Source organism: Plebeiibacterium marinum, from assembly GCF_026013615.1.
Lineage (GTDB): Bacteria > Bacteroidota > Bacteroidia > Bacteroidales > Marinilabiliaceae > Saccharicrinis > Saccharicrinis marinus_A.
The window spans coordinates 26,498-48,803 of sequence record NZ_JAPDPI010000006.1 but is presented as its reverse complement, the minus strand read 5'-3'; the positions used below and the strand labels follow the sequence as shown (position 1 = coordinate 48,803).

The window sequence follows — 22,306 nt, the reverse complement described above, 5'->3', positions numbered from 1 at the left end:
AAAAAATAGGCCTGTAAACCTTGATGCTAGCTATTTAAAAGCTAAGGTTTTATAAAAGATTATGGTACTTCAACAGTGTTTAATATATCATTGATTACCTCAATTGATGTTACATTGTTAGCTTCAGCCTCGTATGACAAACCAATCCTGTGGCGTAATACGTCGTGGCAAACGGCTCTTACATCTTCAGGAATTACATACCCTCTTCGCTTAATAAAAGCGTATGCTTTAGCAGCCATCGATAAGCTGATACTTGCACGTGGTGAACACCCATATGAAATCATTTCCTTGTATTTGTCAAGATTGTATTTTTCAGGGAAACGTGTTGCAAAAACGATGTCAACAATGTACTTTTCTATTTTTTCATCCATGTACACATCCTTAACAACTTTTCTTGCTTTAATAATATCTTCTGGTTTTAAAATAGATGAAGCTTTTGGAAATGATTGTGCCAGGTTGTGCCTGATAATCATTTGTTCTTCTTCTTTTTCCGGATAATCGATTACGATTTTAAGCATAAAACGGTCAACCTGTGCTTCTGGTAGCGGATAGGTTCCTTCTTGTTCAATAGGGTTTTGAGTTGCCATAACAAGGAAGGGTTCCTGAAGTTTATAGGTAGTTTCTCCAATGGTTACCTGACGCTCCTGCATGGCTTCTAATAGGGCACTCTGAACTTTTGCCGGAGCACGGTTTATCTCATCAGCCAATACAAAGTTGGTAAAAATAGGTCCTTTTTTGATTACAAATTCTTCCTTTTTCTGACTGTAGATCATCGTACCTAATAAATCGGCAGGTAATAAATCAGGAGTAAACTGTATTCTGCTAAAATCAGCATCAACAATTGTTGCCAGGGTGTTTATAGCAAGGGTTTTTGCTAGTCCGGGTACTCCTTCTAATAAAATATGACCATCACTTAAAAGTCCTATAAGTAATCCTTCAACAAGATGTTTTTGCCCAACGATTACTTTGTTCATTTCTATGGTTAAAAGGTCAACAAAAGAACTCTCTGTTTTAATTCTTTCATTTAATTCTCGTATATCTATAGATTGCTCCATTTTAGTATTGTTAATATTAATATTTTCAACTTGTTTTAAAGGATCTCAAAATTAATTTTTTCAAAAACAGGGGTGTAATAGCAAGTGTTAAATAATGTTAATATTAGAGCTGAAATATGTGCTATTGTGCAACTTTAACTCTTCTTTAACTTTTCATTTTTGAGTTTTTAACGGATTGAACTTTTTAAAAAGTTTCGGGTTTATCAATAAAAATATAGTGTTATTTTGAATAATTGAAATAAACTATTTGTGAGTAATTATAAGATTGTAAAAAGATATTGATATGATGTTTGAAGATAGAGATTTTGTTTGTAAACATATGATGTTGCGGAAAGGGGATTTGTTGAAGGTAATCCGGGAAAAAGATTTGAAAACTATGGATGAAGTTCAGGATGAGACTAATGCGGCCACGATATGTGGCTCTTGCTATGCAGATATTGAAGAAATACTTGAGGATGAGCTTAAGAAAAGGTAGTTGTAAGTGGACATAAAAAGATTGGGGAGGCAGTTGAATCAATTAAGATCTGCCTCCTTCTTATATATTATTATAGGTTTGCTAAATTGTTTCAGAGAGTTGGTTATTAAAGAGCAATGAGCTATCTCCATAGCTTAAAAAACGGAATTTGTGTTTTAGTGCATAATCATAAATATCTTTCCACTTGTTACTGCCTGTAAAGGCCGCTATTAGTAGTAGTAGAGTACTGTTGGGTTGGTGAAAATTAGTAATTAACCTGTTGACTACCTTAAATATATATCCGGGGGCGATCATGATTCCGGTGTGGCTCTCCAAAATGTTGGTTTTGTTTTGTTTTAAGTAATCTTTCAGTTTTAATAAAGCTTGCTCTGTTGTATAATGTGAAGGTAGATTGTAGGCATCCCATTGATTTACATAGAATTCGTCAATGCCTGATAGTTGTTTTACCCCAAGCCAGTATAGGCTTTCAAGAGTTCTTACAGTTGTTGTTCCCGTGCTGGTAATATTGTTATGGTGTTTTATTAATAGGTCAATTGTTTTTTCTTCTACAAAAAAATGCTCGATATGCATTTCATGTTCGGCTACTTTTTCACTTTTAACAGGTTTGAATGTTCCTGCTCCTACATGTAAAGTCACATTGGTAGTTTCAATACTTTTTTTGCGAATAGTATCAATTATATCGTTTGTAAAATGAAGGCCCGCTGTAGGAGCTGCAACTGATCCTTTGTGGTTTGAATATACCGTTTGGTAGCGGGTTAAATCAATTTCTTCTGTACTTCTGTTTAGATAAGGAGGAATCGGAATCTTTCCGGTTTCTTCCAGGATTTCACTAAAAGTAATTTGCTTGTTATCCCACTCGAATTTTATTATTTGTGCATCTTCATGGATGCTCATTCTGTCTATTGATATATTAGTGCTTTTTTTTCCGATTGTTACTTGTTTAGAAAGCTCACCGTTTTTCCATTTTTTTGAATTCCCAACAATACATTTCCATATACATGTTTCTGTTGACTGAAAAGATAAGTTAATGTCTGATGGCTCATGTGGCTCAAGGCAAAATATTTCAACTTTGGCTCCTGTTTCTTTTTGGAATTGCATACGAGCCTGAATCACTTTCGTGTTGTTGAATACAACAAGACTATTTTGTGGTAAATAATTTGCAATATTATGAAAATGATCTTCGCTAATAGAGTTTTTATATATTAATAATTTTGAGTCGTGGCGGTTAGAAAGTGGATACTTGGCAATTTTTTCTTCTGGCAGGAAATAGTTGAATTCGCTGATGTTTATATTGGGTTTATTCATTTCTTATATACTTGTTAATTAATCTATAATGAAAATAGGGTGCAAAAATAGTTAACTTTATAATAAATGAGAGAAGTATTTTTATAATTTCATAGGCGCAAAAAATAAATATATAGATAAAATGGGTTTGAATATTGGAGATAAAGTTAGGTTTTTGAATGAAGTAGGTGGGGGTGTTGTAAGTAGGGTTGAAGGTGGTAAAATGGTTTATGTTCTGGATGAAGATGGATTTGAGGTTCCTGCTTTAATTTCAGATGTTGTTTTGGTTGAGAAAAAGATCAGGGATACAGAAATTATCGCAAACGAGCAAGATGTGGAGAATTACCATTATGAAGAAGAGGATGAAGAGGGAGATCCGAAATTTTTGGTTGCTTTCGTTAGGGGTAAAGAGGCTCAGGGTGATGTAAGTATGTTTTTGGTGAATGATTCTAACTTTTTTGCCATGTATACATTGGGAGAGGTAACGGAGAATGGTGTTAAATATAAGTTTTCTGGACAGATTGAACCTAATACAAAGATTGAATTAGGTGGCGAATCAATAAGTCAAATCGATGGAGTGAAATTTGTGGTTCAATTGCTTTTGTTTAGGAAAAAAGTTGATTATAGTTATTATAATCCTGTAACAAAAGAGTTTAAGGTTGTTGGTGCAAAACTGCTTAAAGATGGTGGTTTTGTAGATAATGATTATTTTGAAGACAGGGCAAATCTGGTTTATATTGTAAAAGGTAAGCTTCAGGAAAAAATTGATGAATTGTCTGGTAAAGAGTTTCATGAAGTAATTAAAGAAAAAGAGGTAAAACCTAAAAAAGCGTCCGTGAAAAGAAGGGATGATAAAGAGATGCTTGAAATAGATCTTCATATAGATGAGCTGTTGGATGATACCAGGGGGATGAGTAATAAGGAAATTTTGGGTTTTCAGATGGAGCGGTTTCACAAGGTGATGGAAGAGAATAAAAAGAATAAGAATAAAAAAATTGTTTTTATTCACGGAGTAGGAAATGGAGTGTTGAAAAATGAAATAAGAAAATCTTTGGATCGAAAATATAAGTGGCATAGCTATCAGGATGCTTCTTTTAAGGAATATGGTTTTGGTGCAACTATGGTTGTTATCTGATATTAAATTTGTTAAAATAGATAAACAACAATAGTAAAAAAATCAATAAAAATGTAACCGCTTTAGACTTGCTAAAAGTAAATCCCTTTTAGTGAGTCTAAAGCTTATTTATAATCAAACATAACTCCTGGAACTAACTGTCTACTAAAATTTCGGGTCTTATCATTTATAGCTTCAGATCTGAGGCGTTTTTGAGAAGGCTACGGAAGTATCTTTGAATGGACTTAGGTTGAATTTGGTATACTTACCAAAATAGAACATTAAACCATTCGAGTAATCCATAGTGCTTTCCGTGATAGGTCTTGGAAAGTCTCGCATATCATCATTTCCTGCTATTTTTTAGATAGATTTCTTCAGCTTTTTACAATTGTAGAAAACAAGGGAGTTTTCTGTCTTTGTGATACATAGCATATTCTTCTAATATGTTGTTATATGGTGTCTTTGGATTGAGATTAGGCGCTATCAAATTGTCGTTATTGCTTTGTTTTATGTCTTGATCTGTATTGGAGCTGTAAATATCTAATGATCAAATTTATTGGCAACTAAAGGTTTGAGCTGTAGTTGATCTCGTATATGAGGTTTGTGCTTTAGAATTATGTTTGCGATGCCTTTTTGATTTAATATTTGATATAAAAGCTTTGGTTGGTTATACAGTTTTCTTTTTCAATTAAAGTTGTTTCTTCATTTGATACGTGAGGTTTGAGTATCTCTATTGATATAAAATTTAATTATATGGATATTTCTTTAAAATGAATATTTCTTACTTAGAAATGTATTATGAATATTTTAATATGTCATATATAAAAAAGAAAATTTCCTATCTGATTTTAAATATGCGGTATCATATATTTAATAGAATCAATATATTTTGAATATTGCTTTTACATTATAAATTCAGACTAATACAATTGAAAATAATATTAAATAAATTTGCATAATTCATTTAAAAATTTAAGATTTGTAAATAATATCAATTATTATATAGATGTAATATCAAATTAGAAGAATAATTTTAATATGCATTACACGAAATTTACAAAAAGTGACTTCTTGTTGAAGTTGGATTCGATTACTTCTTATAGCATGAAAGTGGAAGAGGTTAAGGATGCTGTGAGTGGATATGGTTACGATCAGGCAAGGTTGAAAGAAGGTCGTGAAATGTGGGAGCGCTTAAGGGTGTTGTATTATGAAGCTCGGGATAAGTCTGTGCAAAAATCAAAATGTCATGCAGAGAAGAAGAGAATGCAGAATGATATTCATAAAAAATATATGAAATATCTTAAGTTGGCAAGAGTGGCATTTGTAAATGATATAGAAGCACAGGAAGCTTTGGTTTTGACAGGAGTTAGGGCGCGGACTTACGATAAGTGGTTTACTCAGGTGTCGGTGTTTGTAAATAACTTAAAGTCAAATGAACAATATTTGCGAAGCATTGGAGAGTATGGGGTTAAAATTAGTGATTTGGACGAACTGAAAAAAGGATTGTTGGATATAACTGAGCTGTCGGATAAATGTGTTAGGATTACAGCAGTTGTAAGAATGTTGAATGATAAAGTGAGGAAAGAAACAATAGAAGTACAACATTGGGTAAGTAGTTATTTGAAAGTAGCAAGAATTGCTCTTGAAGGAAGTCCTGAAATGATGAATTTACTTGGTCAATCAGATAAAAATTAAATGTTGGGATTGTTAAAAAGAGTTTAATGTATACTTTTAAGCATTTAAATTAAATGGTTGGTGTAAGAAAACTAATAGTTTAACAAAGTCGGCGGTTTTGCTATATGTTACGTGTAACTAAAGGATTGAAGCTGCGTACAAATGGATTAAGTGTTGTTTCGGCACGTTGGGGAGATTAGTTGTGTTTGTTTATTATATTGAAAATTAACGTATTGTCCGAGTTGTGTTGGCTTGGGTGGTATTTAAAATAAGTTATTGATAAAGAATGATTTTAATGCAAATTGGGACCTTGTTTCTAAAATTGTTCGTTTTTTTAATCATGGCTAAAAAACCAGGAGTCATTATATAATGTGATTATGATGAAAAACTTAAACCGATTATTAGTTGTATTTGTCTCATTGCTTGTTGTTCATGTAGCAAGCATTTGTGATGTTGTTGCTCAGGATAAACTGGTGGATGCTAGTTTAAGTACGGCAAAGAGTTTATATGCTAATGATGCACGTTCGAAAGGATTTAAAGTGTCCTCGTTAAAGGGGGGAAGTGGTGTTTTTACTGATTTAGCTTCTCAGTATTGCTCTAATGAGGGAGATGTTACTATATCTCATACAAATATTTCGTGGCATGCTGATACTGAAAATGTTAGTTGGCAAGTCAGGACCGTTATAATTGATGGTGGGCCCGTGGTTGAATATCATCCTAGCTGGATTGATGTTAGCGGATCCGGAAATGAAACGGATGTTGTGTTTCATATAGATAATAGGATAGATGCAAAGTATCATGAAATACGTATCTATTTTGATTTGTATGAATATGACAGCGATTGGGGTCCACTTAACACGCAATCGGATTATACAACCATTTATTTATATCCAAATGGATACGATTTGTCTGTTGATGATGCTGAAATATGTGAAAATGAATCCACTAACGTTAATTTGTTAGATTCTGATATTGGGGTTGAATATGAATTGCTTGATGCTGGAAATAATGTAATAGATACTAAATTTGGTACAGGTGAAGCAATAAGTTTTAGTGTTACACCTGCCATTAATACTACATATCATATAGATGCAAAAAATGATTCGCATAATGTGTGCTCAGAAACTATGAACAATACGGTTGCGGTTTCGGTTAATCCTTTGCCTATTGCAGATGCTGATAATAATGGACCTTTGTGTGAAGGCGAAGTCTTGAATTTGACTGGGGAGCCAAACGGAATGTTGTCATATAGCTGGACAGGGCCGGGTACTTTTAGTAGTGGTGCTCAAAATCCTGTTATTAATCCTGTTGTAGTAGCTGATGCGGGGGTATATACTTTGGTTGTATCGGATGGTAAAAATTGTACGAATACTGCTCAAACTACTGTGGTGATCAGACAAAATCCGTCAGTTATAGCGGGTAGTGATTCTCCTGTTTGTCAGGGAAGTGATCTGCATTTGACAGCCACACCTTCAGGAGGTTCAGGTACGTATAGTACCTTTACATGGACAGGACCTAATACTTTTTCAAGTGGTGAAGAAGACCCTACTATTGTGGCAGCTACTACTGCGGCTACAGGAACTTATAGTGTTACTGTAACTGACGACCTTGGGTGCTCTACAACAGCTGCAGCTACAACTGATGTAACAGTAAATGTGCGACCAACTGTTTCTGTTGGTTATAACGATAAGGTTTGTTTGAATTCAAGTTTAATATTAACCGCTACTCCTAATGGAGGAAGTGGTAATTTTATTAACTATGTGTGGAGAAAAGATGGATCTGTTATAAGCGGTGAAAATGGTAGCACTTTAACAATAGCTTCTTCAGCTCTTAGTGATGCTGGTGATTATAGTGTAACAGTTCAGGATGATAGTGGGTGTATTAGTGATGCTGCAAACGTTGGTGTTACGATATATTCGTTACCAATAGCATCGGCAAATAATGATGGTGCTGTATGTGAAGGTGAGGATTTAAATCTTTTAGGAGGTCCTGTAAACATGACAAGTTATTCGTGGTCAGGGCCAAATACATTTTCATCCAGTAGTCAAAGTCCTTCTGTTTCAGGAATTACTTTGGCTGGTGATGGTATTTATACACTAACTGTTACTGATGGAAATGGATGTACAGATAGTGAGAGTACAACTGTTGTTGTAAATGAAAACCCAACCATTAATGCAGATAGTGATTCTCCTGTTTGTCAGGGAAGTGATTTGCATTTGACATCAGAACCTTCAGGAGGTTCAGGTACGTATAGTACCTTTATATGGACAGGACCTAATACTTTTTCAAGTGGTGAAGAAGGTCCTACTATTGTGGCAGCTACTGCTGCGGCTTCAGGAACTTATAGTGTTACTGTAACTGACGACCTTGGGTGCTCTACAACAGCTGCAGCTACAACTGATGTAATTGTAAATGTACGACCAACGGTTTCTGTTGGCTATAACGATAAGGTTTGTTTGAATTCAAGTTTAATATTAACCGCTACTCCTAATGGGGGAAGTGGTAATTTTATTAATTATGTATGGAGAAAAGATGGATCCGTTATAAGCGGTGAAAATGGCAGCACCTTAACAATAGCTTCATCAGCTCTTAGTGATGCTGGTGATTATAGTGTAACAGTTCAGGATGATAGTGGGTGTATTAGTGATGCTGCAAACGTTGGTGTTACGATATATACGTTACCAATAGCATCGGCAAATAATGATGGTGCTGTATGTGAAGGTGATGATTTAAATCTTTTAGGAGGTCCTGTAAACATGGCAAGTTATTCCTGGTCAGGACCAAATACATTTTCATCAAGTAGTCAAAGTCCTTCTGTTTCAGGAATTACTTTGGCTGGTGATGGTGTATATACTCTAACTGTTGTTGATGGGAATGGATGTACAGATAGTGAGAGTACTACTGTTGTGGTAAACGAAAATCCCACAATTAATGCAGGTAGTGATTCTCCTGTTTGCCAGGGAAATGATTTGCATCTGACATCAGAACCTTCAGGAGGATCAGGGACATATAGTACATTTGCTTGGACGGGACCAAATTCTTTTTCCAGCAATGAAGAAGATCCTACTATTGTAGCTGCTACTACAGCTGCTAGCGGAACTTATAATGTTATTGTAACTGATAATTTAGGCTGCTCGAATAGTATTGCAGGAACTACTGTTGTTTCTGTGAATGAGAGGCCAACTGTTTCTCTTGGTTATAATAATCCGGTTTGTTTTAATACTAGCATTATTTTAACAGCTGTACCTTCGGGAGGAAGCGGTAATTATGTTAATTATATATGGACGAAAGATGGAAATCTTATTTCAGGTGAAAATGGAAGTATATTAACAATAGATCCTGCTGCATTATCCGATGGAGGAACTTATGGGGTAATTGTGGAAGATAACTCTGGGTGTTCAAGTGATGAAGCAACTGTGCTTGTAACGGTGCATGATTTGCCATCACCTTCTATTTCAAGTAATGGTCCTTTATGCGAAGGAGAGGATTTGAATTTAGGTGGATTACCTAATGGTATGATAAGTTATGTATGGTCAGGACCTAATGGATGGACTAATAATGCAGATCAAAATCCTACAATTTCAAATGTAGATATTAATAATGCAGGAACTTATGCATTAACAGTTGAAGATGTCAATACATGTACAAATACAGCTACTGTTGATGTTGTTATAAATCAGGTTCAGGCAGACATTAGTGTTAGTGCCCCTCAACCAGGTTCAACAGAAGCATGTGCCGGTATTGATGTTACTTTTAATGCTGCGGGAAGTTTAGGTAGTGGAAATTATAGTTATGTATTCCATAGGATTAGGGGAGCAGTTGATGATCCGGTTCATAGTGGATCAACAACTTACACAACTCCAGACTTGCAGGATGGTGACCAGATATATGTAGTTGCAACAGATAATACAACATTGTGTGCTGATGCATCAAATGTAATTACTATGACAATCAATGCCAATCCGATACCAGCATTGAATATTACCAGTGCGGGTGGAAATGTAGTTTGTCTAGGTTCAGTTGTTGACTTTGTTGCTTCACCTGGTTTTGACAGGTATATATATTATAGAAATGGATCGGAAGTTTTACAAGATGATGTAAATAATACTTTTTCAAGTTCAATACTTGCTGATGGAGATCAAATTTCTGTGGTAGCCTATGATGGTGATTGTTTTGGAGCTTCACCTCCAATTTCAATGACAGTGCATGACTTACCGACAGTAACATTAAGTGGAGATGCTAGTACGGTTTGTGAAAACCAGGATGTTTTATTTACTGCGACAGGTGCTGGTACAGGAAGCTTAACTTATCAGTTCTTTGTTGATGGAAATCCTGAAACCGGAATTCAAGCAGATAATACTTTTACATGGCACTCTCTAAATGATTTTGCCGTAGAAGTCAGGATTTTTGATGGAAATAATTGTGAAAATATTAGTTCAGCAGTTAATGTTACCATTAGTAAACCAGTGGCTACATTAACTGCCGACCAAACTACTATTTGCCAGGGAGAAGAGATTGTGTTTACAGCTGGAGGCGGAGTTAGTTACGAGTTCTTTGTGAACACCGTAAGCGTACAGGGGCCAGATGTTTCTGAAGAATTTAGATCAACTACCTTAGCAAATAATGATAATATTACTGTAACAGCAACTGATACTTATGGTTGTACCGCAGCCCATTCTGGTGTAACAGTTAATGTAAATCCTGTTCCGGTAGTTTCTCTTTCAAGTTCAGATGCAGATAATATTATTTGTGCTACCGACGAAGTTACATATACTGTAGCAGGAGGTGACGTATATGAATTTTTCATTGATGGGACTAGTGTGCAAGGACCAGGTAGTGAATCTCAATTCTCATCAAATACATTGAATGATGGGGAAAGTATTTCTGCCATAGTGTCTTATAGTACTTCCGGCTGTGCAACACCTACCGGTAATATAACAATGACAGTTAATCCATTACCAACAGCTACTTTAAATGCAGTACCTGGATCTTCAATTATTGCAGGTACAAATATTGTGTTTACTGCAGGAGGAGGGGCTGAGTATGTATTTGCAGTTAATGGTACTGTAGTTCAGCCACGAGGACCGGATAATACTTTTGAATCAGCTACATTAGTGAATGGAGATGTTGTTTCTGTTGATGTATATGATGGAAATGATTGTATGTCTTCAGAATCACTTACAATAAATGTATTTGATAGTGTTATATTACTGGATGTATTAACCACGGAACCTGCTTATTGTGAGGGTGAAACTGGGGTAAGCGTATATGTTGGAGGTACTCCTCAGGATGGTATCACGTACGAATTATTAAGGACTTCAGATAATTCAAAGGTAGAGCCTTCTATTATGTATAGTAGCGCTACTCCTGTTGATGTTCGTTGGAACGATATTCAGGGAACAGATGAATATAGGGTAGAGGCTTTTTATACTGATGTTCCTGCTGAACGTTTTGAAATGAATAACAGGGTAATGGTTACAGAATACTTATTGCCTAATATATATAATTTAACATCATTGAGTTCTAGTCCGGCTGTAGGTTGTAATGGAGGATCAGGTCATGTGATTTCTTTGGATAATTCCCAGACTGAAGTAGAATATACATTATATCTTAATGATGTAATTCCGATAGAAGTCTTAACTGGTATTGGATCTCAGCTTGATTTTAGTGCCCAACTTGGTATTGGTTCTTATACTATATTAGCAGAAAGTGTAATTAGTGGGTGTCAAAGATATATGTCCGGAACATTTTCTATAGAAGGAGAAGATTTAAAAACAAATTTATTATATGTAGTTGATCCAGCAAATGAGAATGAACTTACAGATGGACGTTATTGTGAAAATGTTGGTGGAGTAGAATTAGCATTAGATGGTTCATTGGATAATACTGTTACATATAAATTATTTCGTGATGGTAATGACACAGGTGTTTCATTATTAGGAAATAATAGCTCTTTATCATTCGGTTTAGTATCAGAAGAAGGTGTATATACTGCAAATATTGAGACTTCTACTGGATGTCAATTGTTGATGGATGGTTATGCTAATGTTTCAATAATACCAACACCTACGGCATTTAATTTGGTAGCTGACAATAATGGTCATTTTTGTGAAGGAGAGGCTGGCGTTACCTTAAGTGTTGATGATCAGGAGGAAGGTGTTGAGTATAGTTTATACAATGGTGCCACAGTGTTAGAAACAGTTACGGGGACAGATGCAGCAGGTTCTTCCTTGTTGTTTACCGGTATTTATAATGCAGAAGGAGTCTATTCTGTTGAAGCAGTTGTTCCTGAAGTTGGTTGTACCAATACTATGAATAACACTATTGAAGTGGTAGTTGATGCATTGCCAGATATTTATGATTTAACAAGTGATGGTGATTATTGTTCTGGTGAAAGTACTACTATACATCTGCCAGGTTCAGAATCAAATGTTGAATACAGGTGGCATAATTTGGATGATGGTAGTTATGGACCAGCAATTATAGGAACTGGAGGTGTCCTGGAAATAGAGATTTCGAGTACAGGAACCTATGAAGTTACTGCCCGACGCACAGACGGAGTTACATATTGTGAATCTTTAATGAATGGAACATTTGCGATTACAGAGAAACCATTGCCTGAAGATAGGTTTATTTCTGAAACTTACGTTGGTACAGGTTGTGGAGATGGTTCAATTGTTACTGTTGTTATGTCGCAGGTTGGTGTACAATATAACCTGGTAAAAAAGGTTGGATCGGAATATTACGATGCTGGTTTGCCATCGATTGTAGGAGATGGTAATGATATTGATTTTGCACCTATTGTCGATAAAGACAATGCCGAGTACACGGCAATGGCTACATTAAATGGTTGTTCAATCTATTTATCAGGTTCTGTATTTATAGATATTGCCGGAGTAGTTACAAAACAAGTTGTTACTGGTGAAGGTGAGATATGTAACGGTGATCCGGGTGTTGTATTTGGATTGAATGATACCGAAGCCGGAGTTACGTATGAACTATGGTTAAGTCATAAGTATGGAGTTGCAGGTGAAAATGCAGAAGAAACAATTACTGGAGATGGAAACAGTATGAATTTTCCACTTGTTAATGGAGAAGGTGAATATTTAGTAGTTGGTATTTCAGTTAGTTGTGAGATGGAAATGACCAATCGAGTAGTGCTGAATGTTAATCCGTTACCAGAGGCATATAAAATGATAGGTTCAGGAGAATTCTGTGACCCTGCTTTAGGTGCAGAGATTTCAATTGACAATTCAGAAGAGGGTGTTTCCTATATGCTTCAATACTTTAATGGATCATTATTGGATGATAAATTGGATTCACCAGCGATTGGAGGAGCAGAAACGGATACTATTACTTTTGGTAGATTTACTGATATTGGAACTTATACAGTTATAGCAACTACAGATAAAGGTTGTACATCCAGTATGAACGGAGTTGTAGATGTTCATCAAAGTGTTGCTCCCGTAGACCAAACTGTTGTATATGATAGCAACGTGTATTGTGATGGCGAAGGTGTTGAGTTCAGCTTATCTGATCATGAGGCAGATGTGGTATATCAGGTTATAGATGAAACAAATGTTGTTGTAGCTGAAGTTACAGGAACTGATTCTGGTATATTATCATTAGGTACCAATTTTACAGAAGGAATTTATACCTTCCAGGCTACTAGAGGCGGCGATGCCTGTATTATACCTATTAATGGTGGTGTTAGTATAGCCTTGAATGCTAGAAGCAAACCTGAAGAGCATCAGGTATCTATTGATAGTGAGAATGTATGTGGTTCAATAGGTGCAACAATTACACTTGATGGTTTCGAAATAGATAGAAGATATAGAATTGAAGCTTCATATGGTGCAATCTTAGATACCATAACAGGTACTGATAGAGATCCGGTTTCATGGGTGGTAACAGAACCTGTATCGGGAGAAGAGACATATGAGATATGGGCAATGTCAATGGTTGAAGGAGATTGTGATTCATTGTTACTAGATGTAATTGAAATTTCGTATAAAGATACTCCATTGGCTCCTCAATATACTCTGGTAGGAGGAGATAGTTATTGTGAAGGAGATGAAGGAATTAAGGTTCAGGTTACAAATTCTGAAAATGGAATAGGATACCAATTGAAAGATGATGATGGTGTTACGCTTGGGTTCCAGGATGGTAACGGTGATGTTATTGAATTTGTGAATTATATACCCAACGGTGAATATCATGTTATAGCTCGAAACTTTGAATCAGGTTGTTTTGTTAGTACAGTTGATACTTTCGAGATAATAATGAATCCTACACCGAATATTGAAATTTTCCAGATTGGAGATTTGGATTGTTCAAGTGAAGTATGTTATGGACTTGTAGATTCTGATGAATTAATATTGGATAATTCCGCACCAGAAGAGGATGCAATTACTTATAAACTTTTATTAAATGGTTCTGAAATTGATCCAGCAGTAGATAGTTTGAGTACAGGAGGATCTATTAATTTTGGAAGAAGATCTGCAGATGGTATTTATACGGTTCAGGCTGTTAGCAATATGGGCTGTAGTGCTGAAATGGATGGAATAGTTAGATTAGAGCAGTACCCATTAAATGCTGAAGATGATTATTTAAATCTTGCAAAAGGTGATAATACTGGGACTGTGATTGTTCCTGGATCCGATGAGTTTACTAACGATACTTGGAATCCTGCAATAGATGTGTTGTATGATCCTGAAGTAGAAGGTGATGGCAATCTTAGGTTCTGGTTTAATCCTAATTCAGCTGAAGTTATAAAAGATATTGAAAGTGGTTCAGTGATCATTGATGAAAAGACAGGAGTTTTAGTTTATACTAAAATACCAGGATTCTTCGGTAGAGATTCTGTTACATATTACTTTAAGAATATAGAATATCCTGATACAAGACCCCGTATTGACTCAGCTAAAGTGTATATCTTTGTGGGAAATAAAGGTATTGAAGAAGGAAAAACATTCTTGATTCCAAATGCATTCTCTCCTAATGGAGATGATATTAATGATTATTTCAAAATTTCAGGGATTGAAGAAGATGGCAGATATAGTGCCGAAAAATCAAAATTAGAAGTGTTTAACCGTTGGGGAGCATTAGTGTATAGATCTAAGGGTGATACTTATGGAGGAGATGGTGAATGGTGGGATGGTACCTCGACTACAGCAAATATGGTATCAATAGGAACTGATTTGCCAAATGGAACATACTTTTATGTATATAGTGTTGAAGTTAATGTTACTGGAGAAGAAAAGACAAGTGTGAAGGAGTACAGTGGCTATATTGAATTAAGAAGATAAGGTACGTATATATAACTTGAGTCTTAACTAAGAAATATAAAGATATGAGATATAACCATATATTAAGATTGTTCATAATACTAATTGCAGGTAGTTGTTTTATTAGTAGTTATGGGCAGGATGTAACTCAGTATAATCATTATATAGGAAACCAAGGACTGTTAAATCCTGCCTATAATGGTACAAGGGATGTTATGAGTGGTTTGTTGATTAACCGTAACCAATGGATTGGTATGGAAGGAGCCCCAATGAACCAAGCATTAAATGTGCATGGACCTCTTGAAGATACTAATTTAGGCTTTGGAGTTTCCATTATGAATGATATGATTGGTTTTTCTCGTACAACCGATGCTATGGTTTCTGCATCATATAAATTAGAGATTGATAGACTTAGGTTTTTATCTTTAGGATTGCAGTTGGGAGCCAGTTCAATTGTGTATGATGGTACAAAAGCAATTACTGATGAGTATGGAGATCCTGTCTTTGAAGGCAAGCAGTCTAAAATTGGAATGAACGTAGGTTTTGGAGCTTACTTGTATGGTGAAGATTATTTTGCGGGATTTTCTGTTCCTAAAATGTTTTCTAATAATTTTGATCAGGATCAGAATAGTTTTAAAAACACTCTGGATTTTAACAATATGACCATGTATCTGTATGGTGGATATGTGTTTGATTGGAATGACGTTAAAATTAAGCCTACGCTATTATTTAGAGAGGTTGCCGGAGCTCCTTTGCAATTTGATATTTCAGGTAATGTGTTATTGATGGAAACTCTATGGTTGGGATTGTCATATCGTTCTATATCAAGTGCGGTGTTCCTGGCTGAATTTAAACCAAATAGAAAGTCACCATATACTTTTAGGTATTCGTTTGATTATTCTTTTAATTCGTTAAACCAATATGCTAAACTAGGGTCTCACGAGATCTGTATTCAATTCGATTTTACATTTAACAGGAGGGCTGGAATGAGATCGATAAGATATTTCTAGTATTATTTCTGTTATTAATAGAATATTTAATAAAATTGTCTGAAATTTGTGATTAACAAAAGTAAAATTTATTCCTAACATATTAGCTGATTTATATTGTTTACGGGTGTTTTCGTAATGTTATAGTAATCATAGCTTTAATATCTTTAATTATGAAGAAGATTGTACAAAACATAGTTTTTGCCATTATTATAAGTTTAGGTGTACAAAGTACCTTTGCCCAAAGTAAGTTGGTAAATAAGGGCAACAGTTATTATAAAAAGGCAGAATACTACCAGGCATTACAAGTATACCTGGAGGCGCAAAATGATGGTGAAAAACTAAGTAGTGATGTACAAATTAAAATGGGTAAGTGTTATTTTGAGTTAAATAACATAGAACGTGCTCTTACTACATTAATTGAAGTGGAAGATAAACTATCTACCCAAGAGGATTTTCTTATTTACGCAAAAGTTTACCATCGTTCAGGTCTTTATGCAAAAGAAGATAGAGGTGCTGTTTTTTGGTACGAAAAGGCTTTAAAAGCAGGGGCCAATCCTGTTCAGGTTAATGAGTTAATCCAGTCCTGTAATTGGGCTGCAGCTCACACCGATCAAGAACCTTACAGGGTAAACCCTTCACCAATTTTTACATCAGGACAGTCATTTGGTATTCAGTTTTATAAAGATGGGGTAGTATATTCATCTGCTTCTGAATCAGGATCTAAAAACGTTGATAGGCAAGGGAAAGCATTCCTGAATTTATATTATTCCGATTTAGTGGATCATGAAATTCAAAAGGGAAGACTTTTTTCCAAAGCATTAGTAACTCCTTATCATATTGGTGCAATTTCTTTTACTTCCGATTTTAATACTATGTATTATACCAAAGTTGTTCGTGTAAAGGGTGGTGAAAGCCGATTAAAGCTCTATAAAAGAAATTATAACGGAAATGATTGGGATAAAGAAATAGAGTTGCCATTTATTGATGAAAATTTCGATTATGGTCATCCAGCTGTCTCTCCAGATGATAAATTCCTGTATTTCGTATCAAATATGGAAGGTAACGGAGGCCGTGGAGGAAAAGATTTGTACAGGGTAGAAAGGTTACGGGGAGGAATGTATGGAAAAGTGAAAAATCTTGGGCCTGAGGTAAATACCTTTGGTGATGAAGTTTTTCCTTACATAAGTAATGATAATGTTTTGTATTTCTCTTCTGATGGACATTATGGATTTGGTGGATTAGACTTGTTTAGGGCTGATTACGAAGAAGGAGCATGGAAAAATGTTAGGAACATGTATCAACCGTTTAACTCAGTAGCAGACGACTTTGCGTACATTGTAAGTCCTAAAAATCCTGAAAAAGGTTTTCTATCTAGTAGTCGTACAGAAAGTGGAGAGGATTTGATATTTACGGTGGAGTTCATTGGAGAGAAAGAAGAAGAGGTTATTCCGGAAGAAGGAGATGTTATTGATTTAGAAAATTTACCAGAGGAAACTATAGTTGTTGAGGAAGTGGTTGAAAAGCCTGTAGTAGATTTGTCGATGTTTCCAGAGTTATTTAATGCTAAAGTAAAATCTACCTATAGTAATATTGCTGCAGCAGGAGTTACAGTGGAAATTATTGATGATGCAACTGGCAAAGTTGTAGCAACCGGAGTTTCTGATGATAAGGGTGCTTTTAACGTGGTTATTCCTGATGAGTACAGAAAAGAGGGGCAGGAGTTTGAATTGGTATTTTCAAAGGATGGTGAGTTTAATGCTAAACGTATGATAGTTAATATTATGGAGTTAGCTGATTTAAATAGCAATGGATTGGCCTTAACCCCAATTTTTAATGATGACGTTCTGGATGATATAAGTGGTATGGTATTGTATTATGAAGGAATGGAATTAACGGAGGAAAGTTTAAAAACTCTAGATAGATTAGCCGTATATCTTCAAAAAAATAACCAAATTGTAGTTAAATTGAATTCTCATACAGATGCCAGGGGAAGTAAGCTTGATAACTTGTTTAATTCACAGCGCATGGGTGAAAAAGTGGAAGGTATGCTGATGGAGAAAGGTGTTGATGGGGAATCAACTATTCCACGTGGCTATGGTGAAAGATATATAGTAAATAAATGTAAAAGAGGTGTTCTGTGTAGTAATGAAGAACAGCTTAAAAATAGAAGGATTGAAGTTGTTGTTTGGAGGGTAAAGAATAAATAACACTCGTAAGATAAAAAGACAATGAAAATGAAATCAGGATATATTGTGTTTTTAGCCGTATTTGCACTGTTGGTTAGTCCAATATATGGCCAAAATAAAGTAGATAAATTAGGTCCGTTAAGAACCTCAAAAAAAATTGTTAGTGTATTTAACTTATCTGATAAACCAGATTATGCTATTCAGATAATTGCCTTGAAATATCCTGCAGGAGAGCCTGGGTTTTTTAATAATGTTGAAGAAGCCCGCGAGTTTGATTGTGCCGATGGTTTCATGCGTTATACTGTAGGAAGTTATCCAAATAAAAAGGCTGCACAAAATGAATTGGTTTATTATCGTGATTTGGGGTATACTCAGGCCTTTATTGTAAACACGAGTAAATACATTCTTAAAGGTGGTAAATCAGTATCCTCAGGAATAAATTTTAAGCCGGATCCAAATAAAACCTATACAATACAATTAAGTGCCTTTAGATTTCCTGTTTATTTAAGTCATTTTAAGGGACTTGAAGAAAAAAATATTATGGAGTTTTATCTCGACGATAAAATTTATAGATATACGATAGGGAAATATAAATATGAAGAAGCGGTTGCTGAGTTGGGCCAGATTAAGGCAAAAGGCTTTAAAAATGCGTATGTAAGGGAATTGGATTCGTATTTACCTTATCAAATTGAATAATTATCTTATTTTTGCATCGAATAGCAAGTCAGTCTATCGCCATTTATGGAGGAAAGTCCGGGCAATATAGAGTACCATGCTTCCTAACGGGAAGCTATCTGAAAGGATAGAGTAATGCAACAGAAAATTACCGCCAGTCATTGACTGGTAAGGGTGAAAAGGTGAGGTAAGAGCTCACCGGTACTTATGGTAACATAAGTAGCCGTGTATCTCATGGATTGCAAGACCAAATATATCACGATTTCTTCGGATACAGAGCTACTCGCTTTGATGTTTACAGTCGTGAGGGGTAGGTTGCTGGAAATTATGGGTGACCATAATTCAAGACAAATGATAGACCGTTTCTTCGGAAATGACAGAACCCGGCTTATCGACTTGCTATTTTTTTCTTCTAATGTTGGCCTGTATAATTCTTGTATCAGGTTAGAAAGATGTTTGTATTTTTGCTTAAAATATCTGCAATGACTGAGTTCTTTTCAAAAGCTGTAAAATATCTGACTGAAGACATTTGGCGTATCCAGAAATTTGAACTTTCCCGGCCTCATGTTCTTATTATAAATACTGTTAGGATTTTATATTTGGCTATAAAGGGTTTTTTTTACGATAAATGCCAGCAAAAAGCATCCGCACTTACGTTTTATTCATTGATGTCAGTAGTGCCAATGGTGGCATTATTATATGGTATTGCATTAGGTTTTGGTTTAGATGAGACATTAAAATCGGAGCTTACCAATAAAATGGTAGGACAGGAAGAAGTGTTGAACTATATTTTGCTTTTGGCAGAGAAGTATGTAAAAAGTACAAAAAGTGGATTGATAATAGGAGTAGGCTTAATAATTCTCTTTTGGTCAGTAATGCAGGTTTTAGGTAACATTGAGCAAAGTTTTAATGACATTTGGGAAGTTAAGAGTTCAAGAAATTTTGCCAGAAAATTTACTGATTATATTGCATTGATGATCGTAGCATTTCTATTCTTAGTTTCAAGTAGTAGTATGATTGTATTTGTTTCAGCAAAATTCAATGATTATGAAGCTTTAAGCTATGTTGGTAAAATGTTATCAATGCTTTTGCCGTATGTGCTCATATGTTTTGCGTTTACAATGCTTATCCTGATTATGCCCAATACAAAAGTGAATTTTGTGTCAGCTCTTGTTGGTGGAGTTGTTGCGGGAGTGTTGTTTCAGGTTTTGCAATACTATTTCATCAATTTTATGGTAGGTGTTTCCAGGTATAATGCCATTTATGGTAGTTTTGCCGCATTGCCATTGTTTTTGTTCTGGATGCAGGCAAGTTGGCTGATTGTAATGTTTGGTGCCGAAATTTCTTTTGCTGTGCAAAATGTTAATAGTTTTGAGTTTGAGGCAGATACAAAAAATGTAAGCCTTGAGTATAAAAGGATTGTGGCATTAATGGTGTGTTATGAGGTGATAAAACGTTTTGAAAAGGGGGAAGAACCATTGAACTCCTTAAAACTTTCCATGGCGTTAAGATTTCCAATCCGATTGATCAATGAAATTTTGTATGATTTAGTAAGGTGTAAGGTGTTAATAGAAGTAACCATTGAATCAAGTGGAATTACCTCTTACAATCCAGCTCTTGACATAAATCAGCTTACTATCTCTAAAATTCTGGATATGCTGGAAACTACAGGCAGTAATAATCTTCATTTTGAAGAAACGGAAAGTCTGGAAAAAGTTAAAGGAGTGGTGGATAAGTTTAAAAAACTCAGATACTCTTCAGATTATAACGTGCTTATAAAAGATTTATAAAAAATAAAGGGGATGTTAAAATAACATCCCCTTTTTATGCCGGCCGCATCAATCATGGACTATTTAAACTCCTGTATACAGGATTTGAGTGTATTAAGATCCTCGGTAATCCTCCGTATCAAAATGATAACCCGAAGGTGAGGCCCGCCCTTAGATCAAACAACTTAACTCGGTTCTATTGTAGTGTTGAGTTTAACAATCTAAATAAAACTGATGCGGTTTTCTTTATATCAACCTTACATAACAAAAATAGTTTAAATTTTTCTTCTATCAAAGAAATAGCAAGGGATTTGAGTGTTTTTTATAAAGAAATTGCAGGGTGTTTTTATGGGAAATTTTGGTATGGTGCTATCAAATTATTTTCTTTGCAGATTACCAGAAACTTAGGAAGGTCAAATGTATACTATTATAGATATTGAAACTACAGGAGGAAATTTTAATAATGGAAAAATTACTGAAATTGCCATATATCTTCATGATGGAAATAAAGTAATTGATGAATTTGTTTCATTAATAAATCCGGAGCAATATATACCACCATATATTTCTAAACTAACAGGAATAAGCAATGAAATGGTTGCAGAAGCACCTAAGTTTTATGAAGTAGCCAGGAAGATTGTTGATATTACGGAAGGGACTATATTTGTTGCTCATAATGCCGGTTTTGATTATGGGTTCGTTCAGGCCGAATTTGCAGCTCTTGGATATGAGTTTAAAAGAGAAACTCTATGTACGGTAAAATTAAGTAGAAAATTCTTGCCGGGTTATAAATCGTATAGTTTAGGTAATATTTGTTTAGAGCTGAATATTCAGAATAATGCCAGACACCGGGCTGCCGGAGATGCTATTGCTACAGTTACCCTTTTTGAGTTATTGCTAAAAAAGAATAACGGAGTTATATTCCCTTTAGCTCAAAATAAAATTTTTAGTGCTCAAGGACTTCATCCTGATTTAGATATTGAAAAGATTAAGCAATTACCTCAAAATGTTGGGGTGTATTATTTTTATAATGAAAAAAATGATTTGATTTACATTGGCAAGAGCAAGGATATACGCAATAGGGTTTTAACTCATATTGGTCAGCCTAAAACCCAAAAGGCTGTTAAAATGAAAGGGGAAATTGCGAGTGTTGATTATGAATTGACAGGAAGTGAATTGTTAGCCTTATTAAAAGAATCTGCAGAGATTAAATCAAACAGACCTATATATAATAAGGCTCAACGAAAAAACAGGTTTAACTATGGTCTTTTCTATTTTAATGATAGAAAGGGGTATATACGCTTTAATATCCTTAAAAATGATGGAAGAACAACACCAATTAATTCATTTGAATCACAAAAAGAAGGTAGGGAATTTCTTTTCAGGATGGTTGAAGAGTTTGAGTTATGTCAGAAATTATCTGGATTGTCTGATTCTACCGGAAGTTGTTTTCAATATCAGATAAAGTTATGCAAGGGTGCATGTGTTGATTTAGAGCTTCCTGAAACATACAATATCAGGGCTCAAAAATTTATTGATAGCCTGGCTTATGAGATGGACGATTTTGTAATTATTGATCAGGGCAGGAATATTGATGAAGATTCTGTTGTTGTTGTTAGAGGGGGTAAATACCTTGGATATGGATGGGTTGACAAGCAAATGGGATTTTCTTCAATGGATGAATTAATAGGTGGCCTGGTGCTTAACGATGATAACAAAGATGCCCGCCTTATAATCAAAAGACAACTAAGGGAAAACAAAGCGCTTAGGGTTAAAAAAAATTAATTGAATAATA

11 protein-coding genes and 1 other RNA gene are annotated in these 22,306 nt (G+C 35.0%); 10 read left to right on the top strand and 2 right to left on the bottom strand.

What is annotated here, in order from left to right:
- Positions 1-59: 59 nt before the first annotated feature.
- Positions 60-1,055 (bottom strand): AAA family ATPase, encoded by a 996-nt coding sequence (locus tag OM074_RS04515; RefSeq protein WP_301198099.1) that lies wholly within the window; start codon positions 1,053-1,055, stop codon positions 60-62.
- A gap of 283 nt (positions 1,056-1,338) precedes the next feature.
- Between OM074_RS04515 and OM074_RS04510 the strand changes: the two genes are divergently transcribed.
- Positions 1,339-1,530: a (2Fe-2S)-binding protein gene (locus OM074_RS04510; protein WP_301198098.1), complete on the top strand. Its 192-nt coding sequence runs from the start codon at positions 1,339-1,341 to the stop codon at positions 1,528-1,530.
- A gap of 81 nt (positions 1,531-1,611) precedes the next feature.
- Here OM074_RS04510 and OM074_RS04505 read toward each other — a convergent pair whose 3' ends face one another.
- On the bottom strand, positions 1,612-2,835 hold the full coding sequence (locus OM074_RS04505) for an S-adenosylmethionine:tRNA ribosyltransferase-isomerase (RefSeq protein ID WP_301198097.1): 1,224 nt from the start codon (positions 2,833-2,835) through the stop codon (positions 1,612-1,614).
- A gap of 121 nt (positions 2,836-2,956) precedes the next feature.
- Between OM074_RS04505 and OM074_RS04500 the strand changes: the two genes are divergently transcribed.
- The 9 genes from OM074_RS04500 (at position 2,957) to OM074_RS04460 (ending at position 22,296) form a co-directional block, all read left to right on the top strand.
- Positions 2,957-3,949: a DUF2027 domain-containing protein gene (locus tag OM074_RS04500; protein WP_301198096.1), complete on the top strand. Its 993-nt coding sequence runs from the start codon at positions 2,957-2,959 to the stop codon at positions 3,947-3,949.
- A 1,017-nt stretch (positions 3,950-4,966) separates the two neighbouring features.
- Positions 4,967-5,623, top strand: coding sequence for a PQLLE family protein (locus OM074_RS04495; RefSeq protein WP_301198095.1), 657 nt, complete (start codon positions 4,967-4,969; stop codon positions 5,621-5,623).
- A 356-nt stretch (positions 5,624-5,979) separates the two neighbouring features.
- A complete protein-coding gene (locus OM074_RS04490; RefSeq protein WP_301198094.1) occupies positions 5,980-14,910 on the top strand; it encodes a T9SS type B sorting domain-containing protein in 8,931 nt (2,976 codons plus the stop codon).
- A gap of 44 nt (positions 14,911-14,954) precedes the next feature.
- On the top strand, positions 14,955-15,899 hold the full coding sequence (locus OM074_RS04485; protein WP_301198093.1) for a PorP/SprF family type IX secretion system membrane protein: 945 nt from the start codon (positions 14,955-14,957) through the stop codon (positions 15,897-15,899).
- A gap of 152 nt (positions 15,900-16,051) precedes the next feature.
- On the top strand, positions 16,052-18,088 hold the full coding sequence (locus tag OM074_RS04480; protein WP_301198092.1) for an OmpA family protein: 2,037 nt from the start codon (positions 16,052-16,054) through the stop codon (positions 18,086-18,088).
- Positions 18,089-18,115: 27 nt separating this feature from the next.
- A complete protein-coding gene (locus OM074_RS04475) occupies positions 18,116-18,763 on the top strand; it encodes an SPOR domain-containing protein (RefSeq protein ID WP_301198091.1) in 648 nt (215 codons plus the stop codon).
- A gap of 20 nt (positions 18,764-18,783) precedes the next feature.
- An RNA gene (rnpB, locus tag OM074_RS04470) (RNase P RNA component class A) lies at positions 18,784-19,149 on the top strand.
- A gap of 75 nt (positions 19,150-19,224) precedes the next feature.
- Positions 19,225-20,532, top strand: a complete 1,308-nt coding sequence (locus tag OM074_RS04465) for a YihY/virulence factor BrkB family protein (protein ID WP_301198090.1) — start codon at positions 19,225-19,227, stop codon at positions 20,530-20,532.
- A gap of 396 nt (positions 20,533-20,928) precedes the next feature.
- Complete coding sequence (locus OM074_RS04460) at positions 20,929-22,296, top strand: exonuclease domain-containing protein (protein ID WP_301198089.1); 1,368 nt, start codon at positions 20,929-20,931, stop codon at positions 22,294-22,296.
- The last annotated feature ends 10 nt before the right edge of the window (positions 22,297-22,306 follow it).